The sequence below is a fragment of the Rathayibacter sp. AC182 genome (assembly GCF_979253875.1).
Window position 1 is genome coordinate 1,574,377 of sequence record NZ_CEEDEK010000005.1, and the last position, 19,131, is coordinate 1,593,507.

Sequence of the window (19,131 nt, forward strand, 5' to 3'; positions counted from 1 at the left end):
GCAAGCGTGATCGCCGAGAAGGAGCTCGTCGACCCGGGCCCCGAAGTGGGTGCAGCTGCGCCAGACAGGCATCCTCCACCCCGGCATGCTCGAGATCCGGGACCCGATCATGACCCACTCCACGCTCGGCGGGGTCATGGAGTGGGTCTCGGCCGAGGACGCCGCGCGACTCGCGATCGCGGTCTCCGAGCGCGACGTTCCGGACGAGCTGTGGGGCGGGATCCACAACATCGGGGGAGGGGACGCCTGGCGCCTGACCAACTGGGACATGCAGCTGCGCATCTCGCGTGCCCTCGGGGTCCGCGACGTGCGCGGCTGGTACGAGCGCGACTGGTTCGCGACCCGCAACTTCCACGGGCAACTGGTACACCGACTCCGACCGCCTGCACGAGCTCGTGCCGTTCCGGCAGGACACGCCGGAGGACGCCCTGCGGCGCGCAGTCGCGGCGAATCCGGCCCTGCGGGTAGCCGGCCGGCTGCCGGCGGGCCTCGTCAAGAACCTCGTGATGAAGCCGCTCACCCTGCGGCACCGCGGAACGATGGACTACGTCCGGCGCGGCGACCTCGAGGCGGTGGCGGCCTACTTCGGCTCGCCCGCCGATCGCGAGGCGATCGAGGCTGGGACACGTTCTGGCCGCCGCGCCCGGGCCGCGTCCCGACGCTCCTCGACCACGGCTACGACGAGTCGCTCCCGACCGCGGAGTGGGACGGACCGCTGCTCGGAGAGGTCGCCCGCCACCGCGGAGGACGACTGCTCACCGACGTCGTCGTCACCGGGGACGTCACGACCGCGCTCTCATGGGAGTGCGCGTTCGGGCACCGGTTCGCAGGCAGCCCGCGCCTGATCCTCCGAGCGGGACACTGGTGCCCGGAGTGCGTGCGCGACGTCGCCGGGTACCCGGCGCAGGCCGAGCGCAGCCCGTTCCTGGCGCAGCTCGAGCCCGCGCCGATCACGGCCTGATCGTTGCGGAAGAGGGCTGGCCCAGCGCCTTCTCGAAGAAACCGCTGATCGTGTCGAACGGGATCAGATCGGTCCGGTCGTAGAGGTCGATGTGACGGGCTCCGGGGACCACGACCAGCGACGTCGGCCCGGTCGCCTGCGCCAGGGCGTCGTCCGTGAAGTATCGGGAGTGCGCCCGGTCTCCCGTGATGAACAGGATCGGGCGCGGTGCGACGTCCGCGAGATGACGCAGCGCACCGAAGTTCACGTGCGCGACGCTGCTGGTGATCGTGGAACGCGCCGATCGATCTCCTCGTGGTGCCCTCGATCGGTGACGTAGAACTCCTGGAACTCGGCCGTGATCGGATCGAGTGCGTCCGGTTCGTAGACGTCGGGGAAAGCAGGGGAGAGTGCGGCCGAACCGCTGTCGACGTCGCGCCAGCGCTGCTCCGCGAGCGACTCGAGGGCTGCGCGCCGATCGTCGTCGGTGGACGAGCTCTGCCAGCCGTCGCGTGAGATCCCGCTGATGTCGTACATCGCCGACGTCACGACGGCCTTGATGCGGGTGTCGACCTGGGCGGCGCTGAGGGCGAATCCGCCGCTCCCGCAGATCCCGAGGACCCCGATCCGGTCGCGGTCGACGAAGGCGAGTGCTCCGAGGTGATCGACGCCGGCGCTGAAGTCCTCGGCGAACAGCTCCGGAGAGGTGATGTGCCGGGGCTCGCCGCCGCTCTCGCCGTTGTACGAGGGATCGAAGGCGAGGGCGACGAGACCGAGCCGCGCGAGCTCCTGCGCGTAGACGCTCGGACCCTGCTCCTTCACTCCGCCGTGCGGAGGGCCGATGACGACGCCGGCCCGCTGGATGGTTGCGTCGAGGTCGGTGGAGACGTAGAGGTCTGCGGCGATCTCGATGCCGTACCGGTTCCGGTAGCGGACAGGAGTGCGCGACACGTCCGGCGCGAGCGCGGAGATGTAGCCGTCCGAGTGGTGGGACATGGTTCCTCTTCTCGTGGGTTCGGGGGCTCGATGGACGCTATGCCGCTTCGGGCACGGCGTGAAGGGCTCTGACAGCACCTCCTCGGTCGTCGTCCGTCGTCGAGGCGAGAGGAGGCTGATTCCTCGGCTGGGGTCGGTGCCGGCCGAGCGCTGATGTCGACGCGGTCGGGCGGACCGCCGCTCGCAGGGCGGTCCACCCGACCTCACATGGTCGGCAGGGACCTACTCGGCGTTCAATCGCTCGTACGTCACGCGCCAGCCCTCGGACGGGTCCGCAGGAGTCAGGACCAGCGTGTCCCCCTCGACCTCGAACCTGCGCTCGAGGGTCTGCCCGACGAGGTCGCGAGCGAGGGCGTTCTCGACCTCGACGGTGAAGCTCCCCTCGTCCTCGTCGACGTCGACGAGGCCGTAGTAGGCCTCGTAGCCGCTGACCGTGTACGCAGTGTCCGGCGCCGCCACGTCCGGGTTCGAAGCCTGCACCGAGAAGAGGTCGCCGTCGAAGATCACCTGTCCGGAGTACGGGACCTCGAGATAGTTCCCTTCCCCTCCCGCTTCGAGCGACGTCACGCGCCACTGGCCGTCAATGGGGGCGGATGCATCACCGGCCGGTTCTGCAGAGCATGCGGAGAGTCGAGCAGCAGGCCTGCGCCGAGAGCGACGGCACTGCTGGAGGTCTTGATCGTCATGGTTCACCTAGCGGTAGGGGCGGGCGGTAGGGGGAGCTCGGTGCGTGTGTCCGCATCGGCACGAGCAAGGAGGTCCTGTCCGAGCCCCCCGGAGCGAGGCTGCATCGGAGGTAGTGCACGAGGGCAGGGCTGAACGCGCCCTGGGAATGCGCGCCAGTGATCGAGGCGGAGCGGGCTCCCTCCGTGCCGCCCGCAACGCCGCCGGTGCAGCGATCGGAGAGCCGACCGCGAGAGGGGCCCTGCCGGAACGCGTTTGGGCGGACCCTCGCTGGCGTCCGGCTCTGCGGCTTCGGTGGGCTCCGTGCAGCCGATCCTTCTCGGCCGCCCGGCACGACCGGGACCTCCGATCCTTCCCCGCCGCCCGTTCCGATGATCTCCGAGGAGACACCATGACCGACACCACGACCACCGGCACTTCCCCCGATCCCGAGCGCGAGGAGACGCGGGGACTGAGGCGGCGGCACCTGCTCGCCTTGGCCGGCGCAGGCGGTGCCGCCGCTGTCGGTGCCGTCGCGCTCGGCAATCTGTTCAGTGAGGACGCCGGCGAGGCGGAAGAGCGCATCGCCACCACCGAATGGGACAAGACCTTCCCCCGCGATCCGGCCGTCAACCACGAGAAGGTCACGTTCACGAACCGGCTCGGTCTGACCCTCGTCGGCGATCTCTACTCGCCCTCGGGGGCGAGGCGCTCCCTCCCGTCCCGCGCCCTGATCGTGGGTCACCCGTTCGGTGGCGTGAAGGAGCAGACCTCGGGCCTCTACGCCCAGACGCTGGCGGCTCGCGGTTTCGTCACCCTCGCCTTCGATGCCTCGTACAACGGCGAGAGCGGAGGAGAGCCCCACTTCATCGCGTCTCCCGAAGCCTTCGTGGAGGACTTCAGCGCCGCGGCGGACTACCTCGGACTGCACCCTCTCGTCGATCCGGAACGACCCGGGGTCCTGGGCGTCTGCGGCAGCGAGAGGCTTCTCGATCGCCGCGGCGCAGACCGACACCCGGATGAAGGCCGTCGCCACCGTCAGCATGTACGACATGGGGCGCGACCGCCGGCAGAGCCTCGGTGACACGATGACCGAGGAGGAGCGTCGCGAGCAGGTCGACGCCATGAGCCGTCAGCGGTGGGCCGAGGCGCGCGGGGACGACACGGAGTACGTGGTCGGGACTCCGGAGGCGATCACCGCCGACTCGCCGGCGGTCGCGAGGGAGTTCTACGACTACTACCGCACCCCGCGCGGGCAGCACCGCGCGGTCGACCACCGAGATGTCGCTCACGAGCAGCGGGGCGCTCATGCGCTTCCACCCGTTCCAGAGCATCGAGTGGATCTCGCCCTGGCCGATCCTCCTCGTGCACGGGGAGATCGCGAACTCCGCTACTTCAGCGAGGACGCGTACCAGCGCGCCGCGGAGCCGAAGGAGCTCTACATCGTGCCGGGAGCGGGCCACGTGGACCTCTACGACCGCGTCGATCTGATCCCGTGGGACACGCTCACGGAGTTCTTCACGCAGAACCTCTGAGCACTCGCGGTCATGAGCGTGCGCAGGACGAGTCCTCCCGGGGGCTCGTCCTGCGCACGTGCGCCGTGGGACCGACGCTCGACTGCACGCAGCGCCAGGGGAGCGGTTCGCCGAGACGCTCGTCGCTCTGCGAAGCGAATATCGCCCTGTTGACTAAGTCCCACAATGTCGGATATCTTCCTTCTATCGCAGGACCGATGCAACGACGCTCTCCTGGCGTCGACGCGTCCCTCTCGCGCCCTACCGCCCGACTCACCTCCTCGCCCCTGGCCTCCGCTGCGCGGTCGCCGTGCTCGCGGGTTCGGCACCGACGCCACCTCTCCCGGAGGCGCGGGACGTCGATCCGGGAGGCGGTCGACGGTCGCAGGACCGGACTCGACGACGAGGACGACGCTCGAATCGATGAGGAGAGAGCCCATGCCGATCAGGCAGCGCACGGCCGACGACCGCCCCGGCACCGCCGACACCGGAATGCTCGCCGCGCAGACCCACGAGGACAGGCTCGAATCGAGCCGGAGAACGAGGGCCCGCACCCGACGACGCACTCGGTCCGTGGCATGGGCGATGGTGCGCCACCGCTGGTATTCCTCGCGATCCTCGTCGCCTGGGCGGCGGTCGTCGAGGTCTTCGCGATCCCGACCTATCTGCTCCCCGGCCCCGTCGACGTCTTCACCCGCCTGTTCGAGGACGCCGAGAGCCTCTGGCGTCACACTCAGGCCACGCTCACGGCGATCGTCATCGGCTTCGTCCTGAGCATCGCGATCGGCATCCCTCTCGGCTTGGTCATCGCGCTCTCCCGCGCTGCGAAGCAGACGCTCTACCCGCCGGTCATGGTCCTCCAGCTGATCCCCAAGATCGCGATAGCACCGCTGCTGCTCGTCTGGCTCGGGTTCGGACCCGAGACGAAGATCATGCTGGTGGTCCTCATCACGTTCTTCCCTGTGCTTCTGGCCAGCGTCAGCGGGTTCTCGATCCTCGACGACCGCCTGCTCTACCTGACGAAGTCGATGGGCGCCAGCCGATGGCAGACCTTCTGGTCACTGCGGTTCCCCGCCGCACTCCCCGTGATCTTCTCCGGCATCAAGACCTCGGCGACTCTGGCCATCACCGGAGCTCTGGTCGCCGAGTTCCTCGGTTCGAACAGCGGACTCGGCTACGCCCTGCTGCGGGCCAGCAGCGCCCTGGACACCGAGTACATGTTCGCGACGCTCGTGATCCTCACGGTGATCGGCATCGTCATCAACTACCTCCTCGAGTTCATCGAATGGCTGCTGACGCCCTGGCAGCGCGGACGTCTCTCGAGAAGTGATCCATCGCGATCGGAGTCGTTCCGATCGCGACTCAGAAACCCAGGCACCGATCGTGGGCGGATCCCGACCCCGTTCGGCTGCCGACGATGAAAGGTCTTCCGATGCGACGAAGCATTCACAGCCCGACCGCGGCGACCGTGGCGGCGGCCGCACTCCTCCTCACCGGCTGCTCGGCGAGCAGTCCGGCCAGTGGCTCCGGTGGGAGCCCCGATGCCCCTGAGGCGACGATGTCCGCGAGCCTGCAGCTCCACTGGGCGTGGTCCGCCTCGACGGCGGGGGTTCGCGCTGGCCCAGACCGACGGCCTCTTCCAGGACGCCGGGCTCGACCTGCAGGTCGAGCAGGGGACGGGGTTCCGAACCGCGGTGCAGCTCGTCTCGAGCGGCCAGGCCGACATCGGGATCGCCGACGCGACCGCGATCGCCCAGGCCGTGGCCCAGGGAGCGCCGCTGGTCGTGGTGTCCACGATCAATCAGGTGACCAACACCGCGATGCAGACGCTCACGTCGGAAGGCATCGAGACGGTCGAGGACCTCCGCGGCAAGACCGTGGCCGTCCCCAGGGCGGGGCCTTCTCGTTCCTCTTCCCTCTTCCTCGAGCAGAACGGCCTTACGGAGGACGACGTCACCATCGCCAACGTCCCCTTCGAGTCGATGGTCCCCTCCCTGCTCCAGGGGAACGTCGACGCGATCGTCGGCGGGCAGGACTCCAACGTCTCCCTGACGAACCTCGACGCCGACTTCGACGAGTTCCTCTTCGGCGACTACGGCGTGACTCTCGTCGCGCACTCGCTCTTCACGACCCAGGCCTTCCTCGACGAGCAGCCCGACACCGTGAGAGCCGTCGTGGCCGCCAGCCTCGACGGCTGGAGCGAGGCGCTCGACGACCCGCAGCGCGCGCTGGACGCGATCCAGGAGCTCCAGCCCGACAGCGTCGAGGAGGACGCCGAGGCGGAGCTCGAGTTCCTTCTTCCCCTGCTGTGCGCCGCGGACGCCACCCACGTAGGTGAGGCCGCTCCCGAACGATGGACGACGAGCAACGAGCTCATGGTGCGCGCCGGTCTGCTCGAAGCGCCTCTGGACCCCGCCACGTACACCAGCTACGACTATCTGCCGGCCGAGGCCGACCTCCGCAGCTGCGAGTAGAGCCCTTCACGACGGCCGCGGGTGATGCCCGCGGCCGTCCGGGTCCGGTGAGACCCGGTCCGACACCCACTCCTGCTCCTGCACGCAGAAAGGCTCCACCCGTGACCTCACCCTCCGCCACCTCGACCACGGTCGGTCTCCCGATCTCGATCGAGGGCGCGTCGAAGACCTTCGGTCTCGACTCGGCCAAGCCGTTCCTCAGCACTCGACACGGTGTCGGTCGACATCCAGCCCGGCGAGTTCGTCTCGATCGTCGGACCGTCCGGGTGCGGCAAGAGCACGCTCATGCTCATGGTCGCCGGCCTGCTCGCGGTCAAGCGGGAGATCCGCATCGGCGGCACCTCGATCACCAAGCCATTCACCGACGTCGGCATCGCCTTCCAGGACCACCTGCTCCTGGACTTCCGCACCGCGATGGACAACGTGCTGATCCAGGCCGACGTGCGCCACCTCGACAAGGCCGCGCAGCGGGCGAAGGCGACCGAGCTCTTCCAGCAGCTGCACATCGAGAAGGCGATGGGGAAGTACCCCAAGCAGCTCGAGGCATGCGCCAGCGGGTCTCGCTGATCCGGACCATCGTGCACGACCCTCCGTCCTCCTCCTCGACGAGCTGTTCGGGGCGCTCGACGCCCTGACCCGGCTGCAGGTGCGGGCCGACCTCGAGGAGCTGTGGTTGCGCAACCGGCCGACGGTGCTCTTCATCACGCACAGCGTGGAGGAGGCGGTCGGGCTGTCCGACCGGATCCTGGTGATGAGCCCGAGCCCGGGCCGGATCGTCGACGAGATCGTCGTCGACCTGCCGCGCCCGCGCCCGCTCGCGCTGGTCGAATCGCCCGACTTCGCCACCTACGTCGAGCGCATCTACAACCACTTCGAGCGCATGGGCGTGCTCCACGGGATCAAGGTTCCGGGCCGCTCCTAGCACCGCGCCTCCACGAACGGCCGCTCCTCCTTCCGAGGGGCGGCCGTTCCGCTGTGCGGTGATCGTCGGGTGCGGATCGCTCGGCGCGCCCGGCCCCGCCGCTCGCGACCGATGAGGGCGGGGTCTCCGGGGCGCCGAGCGGAGGCGAGGTCCGCCCGCGGATGGTGCTGTGCTCGGCGACTCGGATGCGAGCACGGAACCGGCCGTGGTGCCGGTCCGGGCTCGACGACGGGGTGCGGCTGTCGACGTCGGTCGCGGCTCCGGTCTCGGCGGTGGGACGACCTGTCGGAGACGGGGGGACCTGAGCCTGCTGGTCGATCAGGGGGGCGACTCGAACGGCGGCCTGTCATCGAGCACCACGTCCGCTCGACGCGGCTCGATCCCGTTCTGCGGGTGGACCGTCCGTCGGGCTGCCTCCACAGCGGAGCAGCGCGGAGTGCAGCGGCTTCGCGCCGACCGGAGCGCAGCGGACCCGCGCCCACCGGGGGCACGGGTCCGCTGCAGTGCTCAGTCCGTCTCGGGGCCGCTGCAGTAGTCGCAGTCGGGTGAGCACGGGCTCGCCTCCGACGACGGGAGCACCAGCGGCGCGGTCAGGGTGCCCGTGCTCATCGACGCGCCCGTGCCCGAGCGAGGATCGCGTACAGCGAGATGGCGATGACCAGGATCGCTCCGTTGACCATCTGCGAGACAGCGGGCGGCACATTCAGGAACGGCATCGCGTTGTTCAGGAGCGAGATGAAGATCGAGCCGAGCAGTGCGCCGATGAAGCGAGCCGCGGCCGCCGGTCATCACGGCACCGCCGAGGAACACCGCGGTGAAGCAGGCGAGGGCGTAGCTGCTGCCGACGGCGTTCGATCCGACCCCCGTCTGCGAGGCGAGGAAGACGCCGGCGACCACCGCGCCGAGAGCGCAGAGGATGAGGGCGCGGGAGCGGATCGCGTTGACGTTCCACCCGATCCGGCTGCTGGCCTCGTCGTTGAAACCGACAGCGCGCAGAGCGAGGCCCGAGGTGCTGCGGGAGAGCCAGATCTCGAGGCCGATGGCGACGGCGACGAGGGCCGCGAACGGAGCAGGGATGAAGGCGACACCGAGGCTCACGAGCGACCCCAGGTCCGGGGCGATGACTCCGCCCGACTGGGGGCGGAGCACGATGGCAGTACCGGCGACGATGCCGAGGGTTCCGATGGTGGCCACGACCGAATTGACCTTGAGGCCGATCACCATGAGGGCGTTGAGCCCGCCGATGGCGAGCGCGATCGCGATCAGGACGAGCAGCGTCACGAGGATCGGGCCGCCCTCGAGACTCGGCAGAGTGAACGACATGGCGACCACGGTGAGACTCATCGTCGATCCGATCGAGATGTCGAACCCTCCGGAGAGCAGGGCGAGTTGCTGACCCAGGGCGACGATCGCGAGGGGGAGCGTCGCGAGGAGGAGGTTCGCGAGGTTGCGCGAGCTCCAGAAGACGTCGGAGTCGACGCCGGTGTAGATCGCGACGATCGCGATCAGAGCCACCAGGATCAGGACGGGAACGTTGACCGGCAGCCGGGCCTTCCACTTCTCGAAGAAGGTCGGCTTCCTGATGGTCCGCCGAGTGGCGGCGGTGTCGGTGGTGTTGACGAAGCTGCGCACGATCGCCGCCTCGGAGGGCGGCTCGACGATCTCCTCGACGATCTGCCCCCGCGACATCACGTAGACCCGATCGCAGAGTCCCGCGAGCTCGCCGGCATCGGAGGAGTTGATGACGACGGCGACGCCTTCTTCGGCGGCGCTGACGAGCATGCGGTAGATGTCCATGCGTGCCAGGGCGTCGACGCCCTGAGTGGGCTCGTCGACGATGAGGACCTTCGGCTTCTTCAGCGCGGGCCGGGCGAGGACGGCTTTCTGCTGGTTGCCGCCCGAGAGTGCGCCGATCGGCTGGTATGGCGAGGCGGCGACGATGTCCAGTTGCTTCGAGGCCGCCGCGAACGCGGTTCGGAGACGCCCGCCCGGTGCGGTGCCGGCTGGCCCGGCGTCGGAGCCGAGCTTGAGTGGTGACGTTGTCCATGACCGAGAGCGGGGCGAAGACGGACTCGATCGCGCGGTCGCCGCTCTGGAAGCTGATCCCGGCCTTCAGGGCCGAGGACGGCTGGGGGAGGACAGCTCGGCGCTGTCCACGAGGATCGTTCCGCTGTCGTACTCGAGACCGATGACGCCGCGGAGGAGGGCTCGCTGCCCGTTGCCCTCGGCGCCGGCGAAACCGACGATCTCGCCCCCGCGCACCGCGAACGACACGGGACCGTAGCCGGGGCCGGTGAGCTCGCGCGCCTCGAGGCGGTTCTCCTCGCCGGGGGTCGCCAGCCGGTCGGGGAACTTGAGATCGGCGGGCACGCCCACCATCAGCTCGACGATGGTGTCGACATCCCAGTCGTCGGCGTCGTAGGTGCCCTGGATGACGCCGGAGCGGATGACGGTCAAGCGGTCCGCGAGACGGCGGACCTCGGCCAGGCGGTGGCTGACGTAGATGATCGCCATGCCCTCCTCGCGGCAGAGCTGGATCAAGTGTTCGAGGTGCGCGGCGAGGTTCATGTCGAGCGCGGCGGTTCGGCTCATCGAGGATCAGCACGTGCGGCTTCTGGATCATCGCGCGGATGACCTCGAGCAGCTGACGGGAGCCGGGGCCGAGATCGTCGACGATGTCGGTCGGCGCGAAGGGCGCTGCGTACGTGCCGAGGATCGCCACGAGATCGTCGGGGCAGGGCTTCCCGATCGCGGTGAAGGAAAGTGCGATGTTGTCCGCGACCGAGAGCTCGTGGACGAGCGAGGTGTCCTGGTATGCGGTGCCGAGCCCGAGGATCCGAGCTCGCTTCACACCGCTGCCGGTGGAGACCTCGCCGCCGATGCGGACTTCGCCCGCATCCGGGGTGAGCACCCCGAGGCGACCTTGATCAGGGTCGACTTGCCCGAGCCGTTCTCGCCCACCAGCGCGTGGACCTCCCCGGTCGGCACTCGAAATCGACCTGATCGAGGGCCTTCACGCCCGGGTAGGTCTTCGTGACTCCGCGGAGGGAGAGTGCGGGGACCGCCAGGTTCTGCGCTTCCTGCAGCGGTGTCGACAGGGTGTCGGCCATGGGAGGGACCTCCGGAAGAACGTGCTGGTCGAGGACCGAGTAGGGGTGGTGCGGGAGTCCGAGGATCAGGACCCCGCACCGGGTGCGGGACGTCGGATCAGTTGGCGGCGAGGGCCTGGCTGATCTGCTCGTTGGTGAGCAGGCTCGAGATGATGGCGTCGGCCGGGATCTCCTGCCAGTCGGTCTCGAGGACATCGCTGGTGGGGGCCATCGGCAGGTCGACGGTCACCTGCTCGGGGAGCTCCTCGCCGTGAGCGAGCTGCATCGCGGCGGTCACCGCGAGACGGCCGAACCAGACGTGCCCGTTCGAGACCCACGAGTCGAGCTGGACGCCGGCGGACTGGGCGTTCTGCACGGTGCCGAGCCAGGCGTAGGTCGAGACACCCGAGATGACGGCCGGCGGCTGCTCCCCGGCGTCGATGAACGGCTGAACCAGGCGGTCGGCCGAGAAGTCGTACGCGATGGCGCCGGGCACCTGCCCGGAAGCGCGCAGCGTTCGCGGCCTGCGCCTCGCCCTGCGAGTTCCAGTTCGTGAATCCACCCGGCGATCTCGGTCCAGCCGGCGGCGTCGAAGGCCTCGCGAGCGCAGGGCTGCCAGGCGCCGGCGTTGTCGTTGCCGGCGATGCCGGTGAAGAGCATGTGCGTCGACGGCTCGGTGATCGAACTCGTCAGCGCCTCGACGCCGTTGGTGAGGATCTGGCGAGAGCCCGGTGGGGAAGTCCATCGTCAGCAGCTCGGCGGTGTCGTCGGACACGGGAGTGTTGACGTTGATGATGGTGATGCCCGCGTCGGCCGCCTCCTGCAGCGCCGAGTTCATCGCCTCGCCGAGAGCGAGATCGACGATGATCACGTCGACGCCCTGGGTGATGAGGCTCTGCACGTTCGAGATCGACGCGGCGATGTCTCCGTTGGAGATGCTGTAGTGGATCTCGCTGACTTCGGGGTACGCGAGCAGCTGCGCGGTCGATTCTGCGCGGTTGACGTTCGTGTAGGCGTTTGCGGTGACGAAGATCGGGATCCCGACCTTCAGGGATCCGCGTCCCGTCTCGCAGACAGGCTGGCGGGCACTCCTCGAAGAGGGCGCCTGGTCGTCGGCGCTCAGCGGCTCGGAGGCGACGGCGAGGGCGTCGGCGACCACCGGATCGAGGTCTGCGACGGGGACATCGGTCAGGAACGCCTTGCGGATCGTGGCCGCGAACTGCTCCTGGTCGACGTTCTCGGGGGTGATCGTCGTGGTCTCGTCCGACAGCTCGGCGGTCTCGCCGCCACCGCCGCCGCGTCGTGGTGGTCGAGCAGCCGGTGAGGATCAGGGCGAGCGCGCCGCCGAGGGCGAGGGTGCTCGTGGCGAGGGCGACGGCTGCGTCGTGCCTGCCCGAGAGAGGTGAACTTCATTGTCGGGTCTCTTCTCTAGAAGTGGTGGTGGGGGAAGTGGTCCCTCGCGAGGAGGAGGAGTCGTGGTCCGCTCGAGGTGGTGCGGACCTCAGGAGTCGTGCGGCGGAGACGGCCCAGCCGGCGCGCTCCGGTGTCGAGTGCCCGCCAGATGGCGATCGCCGCGACGGCGACGACGAGGGACACGCCCTGGAAGATCGTCCCGACGCCCGTGGGGAGCCCGGCGATCGCGATGACCTGATCGAGGAGCTGGAGGAACACGCTGGCGGCGATGACCGGGGCGACGCTGCCCGGGCCGCCGTTCATGGCGACTCCGGCGATGGCGGCGACCGTGACGGTCGCCAGCTGGATAGGGGGTCCCGATCGAGGTGTCGGGGTGCCTATGAAGGAGGCGGACGAGGACGCCGGCCGACCCGTAGAGCAGTCCGGCGAGGGCGAAGACGCCGAGTTCGATCGCGAGGACGTGCGTGCCGAGCGTGCGGGCAGCGCGCCGGTTGGCGCCGACTGCGCCCACCATGCGGCCGGGCCGGGTGCGCGACAGGCCGAGTCCGAGCAGCACCGCGACGACGATCGCGACGAGGAAGCAGACGTTGACGTTGAAGAAGGAGCTGCGATGCGCGAAGTCGGTCAACGCGGCGGGTGCAGCTCCGGTGATCGAGAAGGAGACTCCCGTCCAGAGCCCGATGGCGCCGGACGCGATGCCCAGGGTGCCGAGCGTGACGATCAGCGAGTTCAGGCGCAGGACCGAGATCAGCAGGCCGTTGAGCAGGCTGAAACCGACGGCCGTGGCGAGGGCCAGGGCGATCACGAGCGCGAGATTCGCGCCGGGCACTCCGTAGCGGACGACGATGCCGGCCGAGATGGCGACCATCGCCGGCACGGAGAGGTCGAGGCCTCCGATCATGAGGATCAGCATCTGACCGAGCGCGGCCAGAGTCAGGATGCCCGCGAGGGCGGTGACCACCGAGATCGACGGCCCGCGCATGCTCGACGGCGCGAAGGCCGCCGCGACGAGGACCAGGAGCGCGAGCGCCGCCCAAGCGGCCAGGTAGCGCGTGGGGAGTCGGTACTTCAGGTCCGTCAGCCATCGCTGGTTCGACCGGCGGGCGGTCGGTGCCGCGTCGAGTTCGATGTCGAAGCTGCGGTCGTGCTCGGCGAGTGGCACCGGTGCCTCCAGCGGTCTCAGGGGGAGTCGACCCCCACGGCTGAGGGAGCGGAGTGTGTCTCTGCGCTGCGCGATCGGCCGTGCACGGTCCTCCCGTCCACCACGAAGCCGCGCTGCTTACGAGTGAAGATATCCCGCAGTATGGGGACTTGTCAACGAGAATAGCTTCTCTGTGGCGACGTCTCGCAATGAAGCGCTTTCCCGAGGGATGCCGAGCCGGTCGGACGACGAAGAAGCGGCCCGCCGCGTCCGAGGACGTGCAGCGGGCCACTTCGAAGGAGCGGGGCGGGATCGGTCAGCGCGTGGCGCTGACGTGCACCGCCGAGATGACGCAGGGGTGGTCGCTCCGGTTGCTCCACGCGTGCTTGACCCCGCGGATGACCGTGGTGTCGCCCGCCACCAGGAGCTTCTCGCCCTCGTCGACGAGCAGATGGACCTCGCCCGAGAGGACCGAGACGATGTCGATCGTGTCGGTCGCGTGCATCCCCGGCGCATCACCCGGCTCCGGAACGACTCCCGACTGGGCGAGGAGCCGGGCGTAGCCGGCCTCGTAGTCCCAGTCCGAATCCGGAGCGAAGGCGGTGATGTCGTAGCCGTAGCCGTTCGGCGGCGGCGGGATCACCGACGCGTCTCCCGGCCCGTTGGGAGCCGTGACCGGAGCGGGGACCGTGAGGCCCTGCCACAGCTGGTTGCGGGTGTAGCCGTCCCCGACCAGACGATCGCTCGTCGGTTCGTCGCTCAGGAACACCGACCGGCCGTCGTCGTCGACGCCGGTGACGATCAACCGCGCGCGGTGCTCCCGGTGCGAGCCCGGTCGAGGGGCCTCGTCCTCCGACCCCCGGAGCTCCTCGGCGAGCGCTTCGTCGACCGGGGAGTTGTCGACGAAGATCCGCTGGTCGGTGAATCGTCCGTCGATGATCGTGATCCTCGACGCGGCTGCGATCTCGACGACGGCGCCGCTGTGCAGCGTCCACCGTCCGATCGACTCGAAGAAGACGATCCCACCGTCCTCCTCCCAGGCGTTCACGAGCTCGTGCCCCAGCGAGACGACGCGGTCGAGCATCGCGCCGAAGGCCGCGACGATCTGCTCCCGGCCCCGGACTCTCCTCCGCTGTTGAACGTCAGTGTCATGTCGTCGGCGTAGTAGGACCCGAACAGATCGGGATCGTTCGCCTCCATCGCCGAGTAGTACTCGGTCAGCAACTTCGTCGTTTCCGGACGTGCACGCACGCGGAGCCTTCCTTTCGGGACGGGAGAGGGGGTGTCGGCCGCAGCCGGTCGCGCCTAGCGCTGAAGGGGAACGACGTGTAGACGAACGTCGCGGTCTGCGCGGAGGTGTTGCGCAGATCATGCATGCTCGCAGGCAGCACGATGCTGTCGCCGGGGGCCAGCGAGACGTGGCCGTTCTCCAGGACGACGTCGAGAAGGCCTGTCGTCATCGTGATGATGTGGAGCGAGTCGTCGTAGTGCAGGTCGGCGACCCACTCGGACGGCGAGCCGCTGAACGGCGCGATCGTGAGGATCCGCACGACCGCCCCGTGCGGCGGGGCCGGGAGCGATCCCTCGCGCCGCGGGTCCGTGTCGTCGTCGAGGCGAACAGGCACGGTGTCCCGCCGCCACACTTCCTGAAGCGCGACCGTGGAGGAGGGGTGGACGATCGGCAGATCCGACGCGTCGTTCACGACGGTCGAGCGGCCGCTCTCGTCGAGCCCGACGATGACGCGGCGGTTCGCCGAACCGCCCCCGCCGACCATCAGAGGCCCACAGTCTGGCCGCCGTCGACGACCAGCGCGTGTCCGAGGGTGAATCCGCCGAGGTCCGAGCACAGCCAGAGGATCGCCGACGCGATCTCCTCCGGGCGACCCATCCGGCCGATCGGCTCCTGCGCGATGACCCGGGCGCGACCCTCGGGCGTCCCGCCGGAGAAGCGGTCCATCATCGGCGTCTCGATGATCCCCGGGCAGACCGCGTTGATCCGGATGCCGCGCGCCGCGTAGTCGAGCGATGCCGCCTTCGTGAGGCCGATCAGTCCCCATTTGGTCGCGCAGTAGGCGGCCTGGCCGCTGATCCCCACGACTCCGGCGCCGGACGAGATGTTGACGATCGCCTCCGCCGTGCTCGCCCATCGCGATGACCTCGTGCTTCATCGAGACGAAGACGCCGCGGAGGTTGATGCTCATGAGGCGGTCCCACTCCTCGTCGCTGGTCTCGGTAAGCGAGGAAGGGGCCTGCTCGACACCTGCGTTGTTGATGCCGAAGTCGAGGCGTCCGAGTGCAGCGACGGTCGAGTTCACGGCGCTCTCGACGGAGGCGCTGTCGGACACGTCGCAGAGCGCGGTGTGGGCGCGGCGGCCGGTCGCCTCGATCAGCTCGACGGTCTCGCGGAGCGACTGCTCGCTCCGATCGGCGATGGCGACATCGGCGCCGGCCTGGGCGAAGGCGAGAGCGGTCGCTCGACCGATGCCCGATCCTCCGCCCGTGATGAACGCGACCGTGCCGCTGAACTGCTCTGACGTGGTCATGGGTGTGCCCTTCTAAGCGTGAAGCACTCGCGCGGCTGTGCGCGGTGCCGGGACGTCGAGGTGACGTCGGATCAGACGGCGAGTTCGGAGACGCGCTGCGCGAGGTGGTCGACGCCCATGCGCGGGCTGGAGAGCACCGTCAGGCCGGTCTTCTCCGCGAGAACGCTCGCGAGGCGCGACATCGATGCCTGCGCCAGGACGATCAGGTCGACCGACTTCGCGAGGTCGACGGCCTGCTCGATGATCAGGGCGTCGTGCGCGTCGCGGTCGCCCGCCATCAGGACGGCGAAGGCGCCATCGCAGAGGCGCTGCTCGATGGTGATGCTCCGCCCGATGCCGTCGGCGGCCGCCTGGATGAGGTCGGAGGTCGGGCCCAGCGTGGTCGGCACCGTCGCCAGGACGCCGATGCCGGTGCCCTCGCGGGCGGCACGCAGCGCCATCGCCTCGTCGATCTTGACGACGGGCGTGTGCACGTTCTGCGCGGCGACGTCGAGCGCCGGGCCGAGCGAGGAGCACGCCGAGAAGATGATGTCGGCGCCCGCCTCTTCGGCGGCCTGTGCCAGGTGCACCATGCGGGCCTCGCTTCTGGGCGAGATCCCCTGCTCTCGGACGACCGTGGCGAGGACGTCGGAGTCGACGAAGTGCATGACCTCGGCGTCCGGGATCAGCTCGGCGATCAGGTCGTTGATCACCGGCTCCACTGAGACGAACACGAAACTCGTGTGCAGGATTGCGATCTTCTTGGGCACGGTGATCTCCTTCGATTCAGAGCGGGATGACGATATCCCGCACCATTGGATTTAATAACTACTTCGGTGCTCGGCACCTCGCCTGATGACAAGGAGGTGCCGCCCTCGCCTCGCGGGTCAGAGCTGGATGTAGACGCTCTTCGTGTAGAGGTAGGTGTCGAGGTGCGCTGCGGTCCCCTTCGCCCCGTACCCGCTGGTCTTCGATGCCGCTGAACCCCACCATGGGGTCGACGAGTCCGTAGCAGTTCACCCACATGGTTCCGGTGTGCACTCCGCGGACGACGCGCAGGGCGGTCGAGATGCTCTGGGACCACACCGCTCCGCCGAGGCCGTACTCGCTGTCGTTGGCGATGGCGATGGCCTCGTCGATGTCGTCGAAGGGCAGGATCGACAGCACCGGGCCGAAGATCTCCTCCTGCGCGATGCGCATGCTGTTGGACACTCCGCCGAAGACGGTCGGCTCCATGAAGTAGCCGTTCCCCAGACCCTCGGTCAGCCGGTTGCCGCCGGAGAGGAGCTCGGCTCCTCCGCGACACCGATCTCGACGTAGGACAGCACGGTGTCCAGCTGCGACTCCGAGATGACCGGCCCCAGGGCGGCGGAGTCATCGAGGCTGTGCCCGACGCGGAGGCCGTGGACGTAGGCGAGCAGCCGCTTCGTGAACTCCTCGACGATCGAGCGCTGCACGAGCACGCGGGTACCGGCGTAGCAGATCTGCCCGGAGTTGGCGAAGACGCCCATGGCGACGGCCGGCACCGCGGCGTCGAGGTCGGCGTCGGCGCAGACGATGTCGGCTGACTTGCCGCCCAGTTCGAGCTGGAGCTTCTTGATGTTCGAGGTGGACGCCTCGATGATCCTTCGCCCCGTCTCGGTCGAGCCCGTGAAGGCGACCCGGTCAACGTCCAGGTGCGCCGCGAGCGCGGTGCCGGCCTCGCTGCCGCGGCCGGTGACGACGTTCACGACGCCGGCGGGGACACCGGCCTCGAGGAGGATCTCGGCCACGCGCAGCACCGAGAGCGACGCGTACTGCGCGGGCTTCAGCACGGCGGTGCATCCGCTGGCGAGGACCGCGCCGATGATCCAGAGCTGGCTGTTCAGCGGTCCGTTCCACGGGATGATCCCGCCGATCACGCCGACCGGCGCCTTGAAGGTCATGGTGGCGACGTCGCCCGGCAGGCCGTTCATCAGCGTCTCGCCCGAGATCGTCAGCGCCTGGGCCGCGAAGAACGCGAGCATCTTCTTCATGGTCGCCTTTGAGGCGCGCACCCGCGCGATCGGCGAGCCCATGTCGAGCGACTCGATCTGAGCGAGCTCCTCGAACCGCTCCTCCAGCACGGCGGCGACACGGTGGAGCAGCGCCTGACGCTGGTAGGGGTCCAAGTGCTCCACTCGCCCTCGAACGCGGCGCGGGCGGCGGCGACGGCGCGGTCGATGTCGGAGGCGTCTCCCGATGAGAAGCGCGCGAGCACCTCGCCGCTCGAGGGGGAGACAGTGGAGAGTGTCTGCCCCGACGATGCAGGGACCAGCCGGCCGTCGATGACGAGCAAGTGCTCAGGGCGCTCCAGGAAGCGGCGAGCCTCGTCGCCGAGAGGGAAGTCGCCGTAGGTGGTGGTCATGACAGTCCTTTCGCAGTGGTCTGGAACGTCGCTCAGTCGAAGAGGAAGACGCCTTTGCCGATCTCGCGGCGGTCGAAGAGGTCGTAGGCGCGCTCGGCGTCGTCCAACCGGAAGTCGTCGGTGAAGAGGGATTCGACGTCCAGGCCGCGCTCGGCGACGAAGAGGGCGCACTCCTCCTGCTGGTTCTTGCTGAAGGTCAGCGAGCCGAGGATCGTCTTGTGCCGGTGGATCAGTTCGTCGCTGTCGAGCTCGAACGAGCCGAAGACGCCCACCATGCAGGCGGTGCCCCAGGGGCGGATGGACTGGATCGCCTGACGTCGCACGGCCGAGACGGCGCTGCACTCGATCGCCTTGTCCGCGCCCTCCCCGTTGCGGGTGAGCTCTCGGACGGCGGCCACGGGGTCAGTCGCGCTCGAGTCGATCAGGTGGTCGGCGCCGAAGGAAGCGGCCATGGCCAGGCGGGAGGCGTCGACGTCGACCGCGATCACCCGCGCGCCCAGCGCCTTCGCCAGCATCGTGCAGCTGAGCCCGACGGGGCCCTGGCCGAAGACCACCACCGTGTCGTCCGCGGTCAGCTCGACGCGCTGCAGAGCGCCCCACGCGGTCCCGGTGCCGCAGGAGATCGCGGCTCCGGTGGTGAAGGACAGGGAGTCGGGCAGCCGGATGAGGGTGTGAGCGGGCACCTTCATCAGGTCCGCGTGCGCACCGTCGCCGTCGAGCCCGCCGAACACGGTGCGTCCGTTGGGGCAGTACTGGGTCCATCCGGAGCGGCAGAACCGGCAGGTGCGGCAGCCGTCGTAGTGGTGCACCATCACGCGGTCGCCCACGCGAGCCTCGCTCGGGCGCACCGCGTCGCCGACGACCTCGACCACTCCGCACGGCTCGTGGCCCTCGATGACCTGCTCGGCGGGGGAGCGACGCGGCCCGCGGAGGTGGTGCAGGTCGCTCCCGCACATCCCCGACGCCTTGATGCGCACGACGACCTCGTCCGGTCCGGGGACCGGATCGGCGTACTCGCGCAGCTCCAACTCGCCCTCGCCGAGGAACACGACGGCTTTCATGCGCAGCTGT

22 protein-coding genes and 3 pseudogenes are annotated in these 19,131 nt (G+C 69.2%); 8 read left to right on the forward strand and 17 right to left on the reverse strand.

All coding sequences use genetic code 11. From position 1 onward, the window contains the following. Positions 1 to 85: 85 nt before the first annotated feature. A complete protein-coding gene (locus tag AC0CII_RS19745; RefSeq protein WP_465230388.1) occupies positions 86 to 961 on the forward strand; it encodes a hypothetical protein in 876 nt (291 codons plus the stop codon). On the opposite strand, the gene AC0CII_RS19750 is transcribed toward AC0CII_RS19745, so the two are convergent. From AC0CII_RS19750 to AC0CII_RS19765, 4 genes are all read right to left on the reverse strand, one after another. Then, positions 951 to 1,208, reverse strand: coding sequence for an alpha/beta hydrolase (locus AC0CII_RS19750; protein ID WP_465230389.1), 258 nt, complete (start codon positions 1,206 to 1,208; stop codon positions 951 to 953). The two genes, AC0CII_RS19745 and AC0CII_RS19750, sit on opposite strands and share 11 nt — an antisense overlap. Next, a complete protein-coding gene (locus tag AC0CII_RS19755) occupies positions 1,205 to 1,936 on the reverse strand; it encodes an alpha/beta hydrolase (protein ID WP_465230390.1) in 732 nt (243 codons plus the stop codon). Before AC0CII_RS19755 ends, AC0CII_RS19750 begins: the two co-directional genes overlap by 4 nt. 222 nt (positions 1,937 to 2,158) lie before the next feature. After that, positions 2,159 to 2,503, reverse strand: coding sequence for a lipocalin-like domain-containing protein (locus AC0CII_RS19760; RefSeq protein WP_465230391.1), 345 nt, complete (start codon positions 2,501 to 2,503; stop codon positions 2,159 to 2,161). Next, entirely contained in the window at positions 2,500 to 2,622 is a 123-nt protein-coding gene (locus AC0CII_RS19765; protein ID WP_465230392.1) for a hypothetical protein, read from the reverse strand. Before AC0CII_RS19765 ends, AC0CII_RS19760 begins: the two co-directional genes overlap by 4 nt. Before the next feature lie 389 nt (positions 2,623 to 3,011). On the opposite strand from AC0CII_RS19765, the gene AC0CII_RS19770 reads away from it, so the two are divergent. The 6 genes from AC0CII_RS19770 (at position 3,012) to AC0CII_RS19795 (ending at position 7,509) form a co-directional block, all read left to right on the forward strand. Next, positions 3,012 to 3,683 carry an alpha/beta hydrolase gene (locus AC0CII_RS19770; protein ID WP_465230393.1) on the forward strand — a complete coding sequence of 224 codons (672 nt, stop codon included), beginning with the start codon at positions 3,012 to 3,014 and terminating at the stop codon, positions 3,681 to 3,683. Then, the gene (locus tag AC0CII_RS19775; RefSeq protein ID WP_465230394.1) at positions 3,619 to 4,134 is read left to right on the forward strand and encodes an alpha/beta hydrolase; all 516 of its coding nucleotides are present in this window, start codon (positions 3,619 to 3,621) and stop codon (positions 4,132 to 4,134) included. The genes AC0CII_RS19770 and AC0CII_RS19775 overlap by 65 nt, the downstream gene beginning before the upstream one ends. Positions 4,135 to 4,691: 557 nt before the next feature. After that, positions 4,692 to 5,534, forward strand: a complete 843-nt coding sequence (locus AC0CII_RS19780) for an ABC transporter permease (protein WP_465230395.1) — start codon at positions 4,692 to 4,694, stop codon at positions 5,532 to 5,534. 120 nt (positions 5,535 to 5,654) lie between these two features. Next, entirely contained in the window at positions 5,655 to 6,587 is a 933-nt protein-coding gene (locus AC0CII_RS19785) for an ABC transporter substrate-binding protein (protein ID WP_465230396.1), read from the forward strand. 213 nt (positions 6,588 to 6,800) lie between these two features. Further along, a complete protein-coding gene (locus AC0CII_RS19790; RefSeq protein ID WP_465230397.1) occupies positions 6,801 to 7,154 on the forward strand; it encodes an ATP-binding cassette domain-containing protein in 354 nt (117 codons plus the stop codon). Positions 7,155 to 7,260: 106 nt separating this feature from the next. After that, positions 7,261 to 7,509, forward strand: a complete 249-nt coding sequence (locus AC0CII_RS19795; protein ID WP_465230398.1) for a hypothetical protein — start codon at positions 7,261 to 7,263, stop codon at positions 7,507 to 7,509. A gap of 507 nt (positions 7,510 to 8,016) precedes the next feature. Here AC0CII_RS19795 and AC0CII_RS19800 read toward each other — a convergent pair. From AC0CII_RS19800 to AC0CII_RS19825, 6 genes and pseudogenes are all read right to left on the reverse strand, one after another. Beyond that, complete coding sequence (locus AC0CII_RS19800; RefSeq protein ID WP_465230399.1) at positions 8,017 to 9,306, reverse strand: ABC transporter permease; 1,290 nt, start codon at positions 9,304 to 9,306, stop codon at positions 8,017 to 8,019. Positions 9,307 to 9,339: 33 nt separating this feature from the next. Then, positions 9,340 to 9,456: pseudogene (locus AC0CII_RS19805) on the reverse strand (hypothetical protein); the annotation flags it as partial. A 165-nt stretch (positions 9,457 to 9,621) separates the two neighbouring features. Then, positions 9,622 to 10,101, reverse strand: a complete 480-nt coding sequence (locus tag AC0CII_RS19810; protein ID WP_465230400.1) for a hypothetical protein — start codon at positions 10,099 to 10,101, stop codon at positions 9,622 to 9,624. A 52-nt stretch (positions 10,102 to 10,153) separates the two neighbouring features. Continuing rightward, positions 10,154 to 10,497, reverse strand: a pseudogene (locus tag AC0CII_RS19815) (ATP-binding cassette domain-containing protein); the annotation flags it as partial. Then, entirely contained in the window at positions 10,437 to 10,619 is a 183-nt protein-coding gene (locus AC0CII_RS19820) for a hypothetical protein (protein WP_465230401.1), read from the reverse strand. The pseudogene AC0CII_RS19815 and the gene AC0CII_RS19820, both read right to left, overlap by 61 nt. Before the next feature lie 97 nt (positions 10,620 to 10,716). Next, positions 10,717 to 11,757 carry a substrate-binding domain-containing protein gene (locus AC0CII_RS19825; protein WP_465230402.1) on the reverse strand — a complete coding sequence of 347 codons (1,041 nt, stop codon included), beginning with the start codon at positions 11,755 to 11,757 and terminating at the stop codon, positions 10,717 to 10,719. 49 nt (positions 11,758 to 11,806) lie between these two features. On the opposite strand from AC0CII_RS19825, the gene AC0CII_RS19830 reads away from it, so the two are divergent. After that, entirely contained in the window at positions 11,807 to 12,004 is a 198-nt protein-coding gene (locus AC0CII_RS19830; protein WP_465230403.1) for a hypothetical protein, read from the forward strand. Positions 12,005 to 12,099: 95 nt separating this feature from the next. Here the strand turns inward: AC0CII_RS19830 and AC0CII_RS19835 are convergent, their stop codons facing one another. The 7 genes and pseudogenes from AC0CII_RS19835 to AC0CII_RS19865 all read right to left on the reverse strand — a co-directional run bounded on the left by AC0CII_RS19835 (position 12,100) and on the right by AC0CII_RS19865 (position 19,121). Continuing rightward, positions 12,100 to 13,173 (reverse strand): ABC transporter permease, encoded by a 1,074-nt coding sequence (locus AC0CII_RS19835; protein WP_465230404.1) that lies wholly within the window; start codon positions 13,171 to 13,173, stop codon positions 12,100 to 12,102. Positions 13,174 to 13,468: 295 nt separating this feature from the next. Next, entirely contained in the window at positions 13,469 to 14,236 is a 768-nt protein-coding gene (locus AC0CII_RS19840) for a cupin domain-containing protein (protein ID WP_465230405.1), read from the reverse strand. Next, a complete protein-coding gene (locus tag AC0CII_RS19845; RefSeq protein ID WP_465230406.1) occupies positions 14,197 to 14,376 on the reverse strand; it encodes a hypothetical protein in 180 nt (59 codons plus the stop codon). Before AC0CII_RS19845 ends, AC0CII_RS19840 begins: the two co-directional genes overlap by 40 nt. Further along, on the reverse strand, positions 14,370 to 15,695 hold the full coding sequence (locus AC0CII_RS19850) for an SDR family NAD(P)-dependent oxidoreductase (protein ID WP_465230407.1): 1,326 nt from the start codon (positions 15,693 to 15,695) through the stop codon (positions 14,370 to 14,372). The genes AC0CII_RS19845 and AC0CII_RS19850 overlap by 7 nt, the downstream gene beginning before the upstream one ends. Positions 15,696 to 15,766: 71 nt before the next feature. Then, positions 15,767 to 16,444, reverse strand: coding sequence for an aspartate/glutamate racemase family protein (locus AC0CII_RS19855; protein ID WP_465226684.1), 678 nt, complete (start codon positions 16,442 to 16,444; stop codon positions 15,767 to 15,769). Positions 16,445 to 16,502: 58 nt separating this feature from the next. Then, a pseudogene (locus AC0CII_RS19860) lies at positions 16,503 to 18,060 on the reverse strand (aldehyde dehydrogenase family protein). A 32-nt stretch (positions 18,061 to 18,092) separates the two neighbouring features. Then, positions 18,093 to 19,121 carry a zinc-dependent alcohol dehydrogenase family protein gene (locus AC0CII_RS19865; RefSeq protein ID WP_465230408.1) on the reverse strand — a complete coding sequence of 343 codons (1,029 nt, stop codon included), beginning with the start codon at positions 19,119 to 19,121 and terminating at the stop codon, positions 18,093 to 18,095. Positions 19,122 to 19,131: the final 10 nt, after the last annotated feature.

What these genes read in the sequence shown, in the direction of transcription:
- AC0CII_RS19865 (WP_465230408.1), bottom strand. Translation starts at nt 19,121, where the DNA reads ATGAAAGCCGTCGTGTTCCTCGGCGAGGGCGAGTTGGAGCTGCGCGAG.
- AC0CII_RS19840 (WP_465230405.1), bottom strand. Translation starts at nt 14,236, where the DNA reads ATGCTCGACCGCGTCGTCTCGCTGGGGCACGAGCTCGTGAACGCCTGG.
- AC0CII_RS19820 (WP_465230401.1), bottom strand. Translation starts at nt 10,619, where the DNA reads ATGGCCGACACCCTGTCGACACCGCTGCAGGAAGCGCAGAACCTGGCG.
- AC0CII_RS19765 (WP_465230392.1), bottom strand. Translation starts at nt 2,622, where the DNA reads ATGACGATCAAGACCTCCAGCAGTGCCGTCGCTCTCGGCGCAGGCCTG.
- AC0CII_RS19745 (WP_465230388.1), top strand. Translation starts at nt 86, where the DNA reads ATGCTCGAGATCCGGGACCCGATCATGACCCACTCCACGCTCGGCGGG.
- AC0CII_RS19850 (WP_465230407.1), bottom strand. Translation starts at nt 15,695, where the DNA reads ATGACCACGTCAGAGCAGTTCAGCGGCACGGTCGCGTTCATCACGGGC.
- AC0CII_RS19810 (WP_465230400.1), bottom strand. Translation starts at nt 10,101, where the DNA reads ATGAGCCGAACCGCCGCGCTCGACATGAACCTCGCCGCGCACCTCGAA.
- AC0CII_RS19770 (WP_465230393.1), top strand. Translation starts at nt 3,012, where the DNA reads ATGACCGACACCACGACCACCGGCACTTCCCCCGATCCCGAGCGCGAG.
- AC0CII_RS19785 (WP_465230396.1), top strand. Translation starts at nt 5,655, where the DNA reads ATGCCCCTGAGGCGACGATGTCCGCGAGCCTGCAGCTCCACTGGGCGT.
- AC0CII_RS19780 (WP_465230395.1), top strand. Translation starts at nt 4,692, where the DNA reads ATGGGCGATGGTGCGCCACCGCTGGTATTCCTCGCGATCCTCGTCGCC.
- AC0CII_RS19755 (WP_465230390.1), bottom strand. Translation starts at nt 1,936, where the DNA reads ATGTCCCACCACTCGGACGGCTACATCTCCGCGCTCGCGCCGGACGTG.
- AC0CII_RS19800 (WP_465230399.1), bottom strand. Translation starts at nt 9,306, where the DNA reads ATGGACATCTACCGCATGCTCGTCAGCGCCGCCGAAGAAGGCGTCGCC.
- AC0CII_RS19775 (WP_465230394.1), top strand. Translation starts at nt 3,619, where the DNA reads ATGAAGGCCGTCGCCACCGTCAGCATGTACGACATGGGGCGCGACCGC.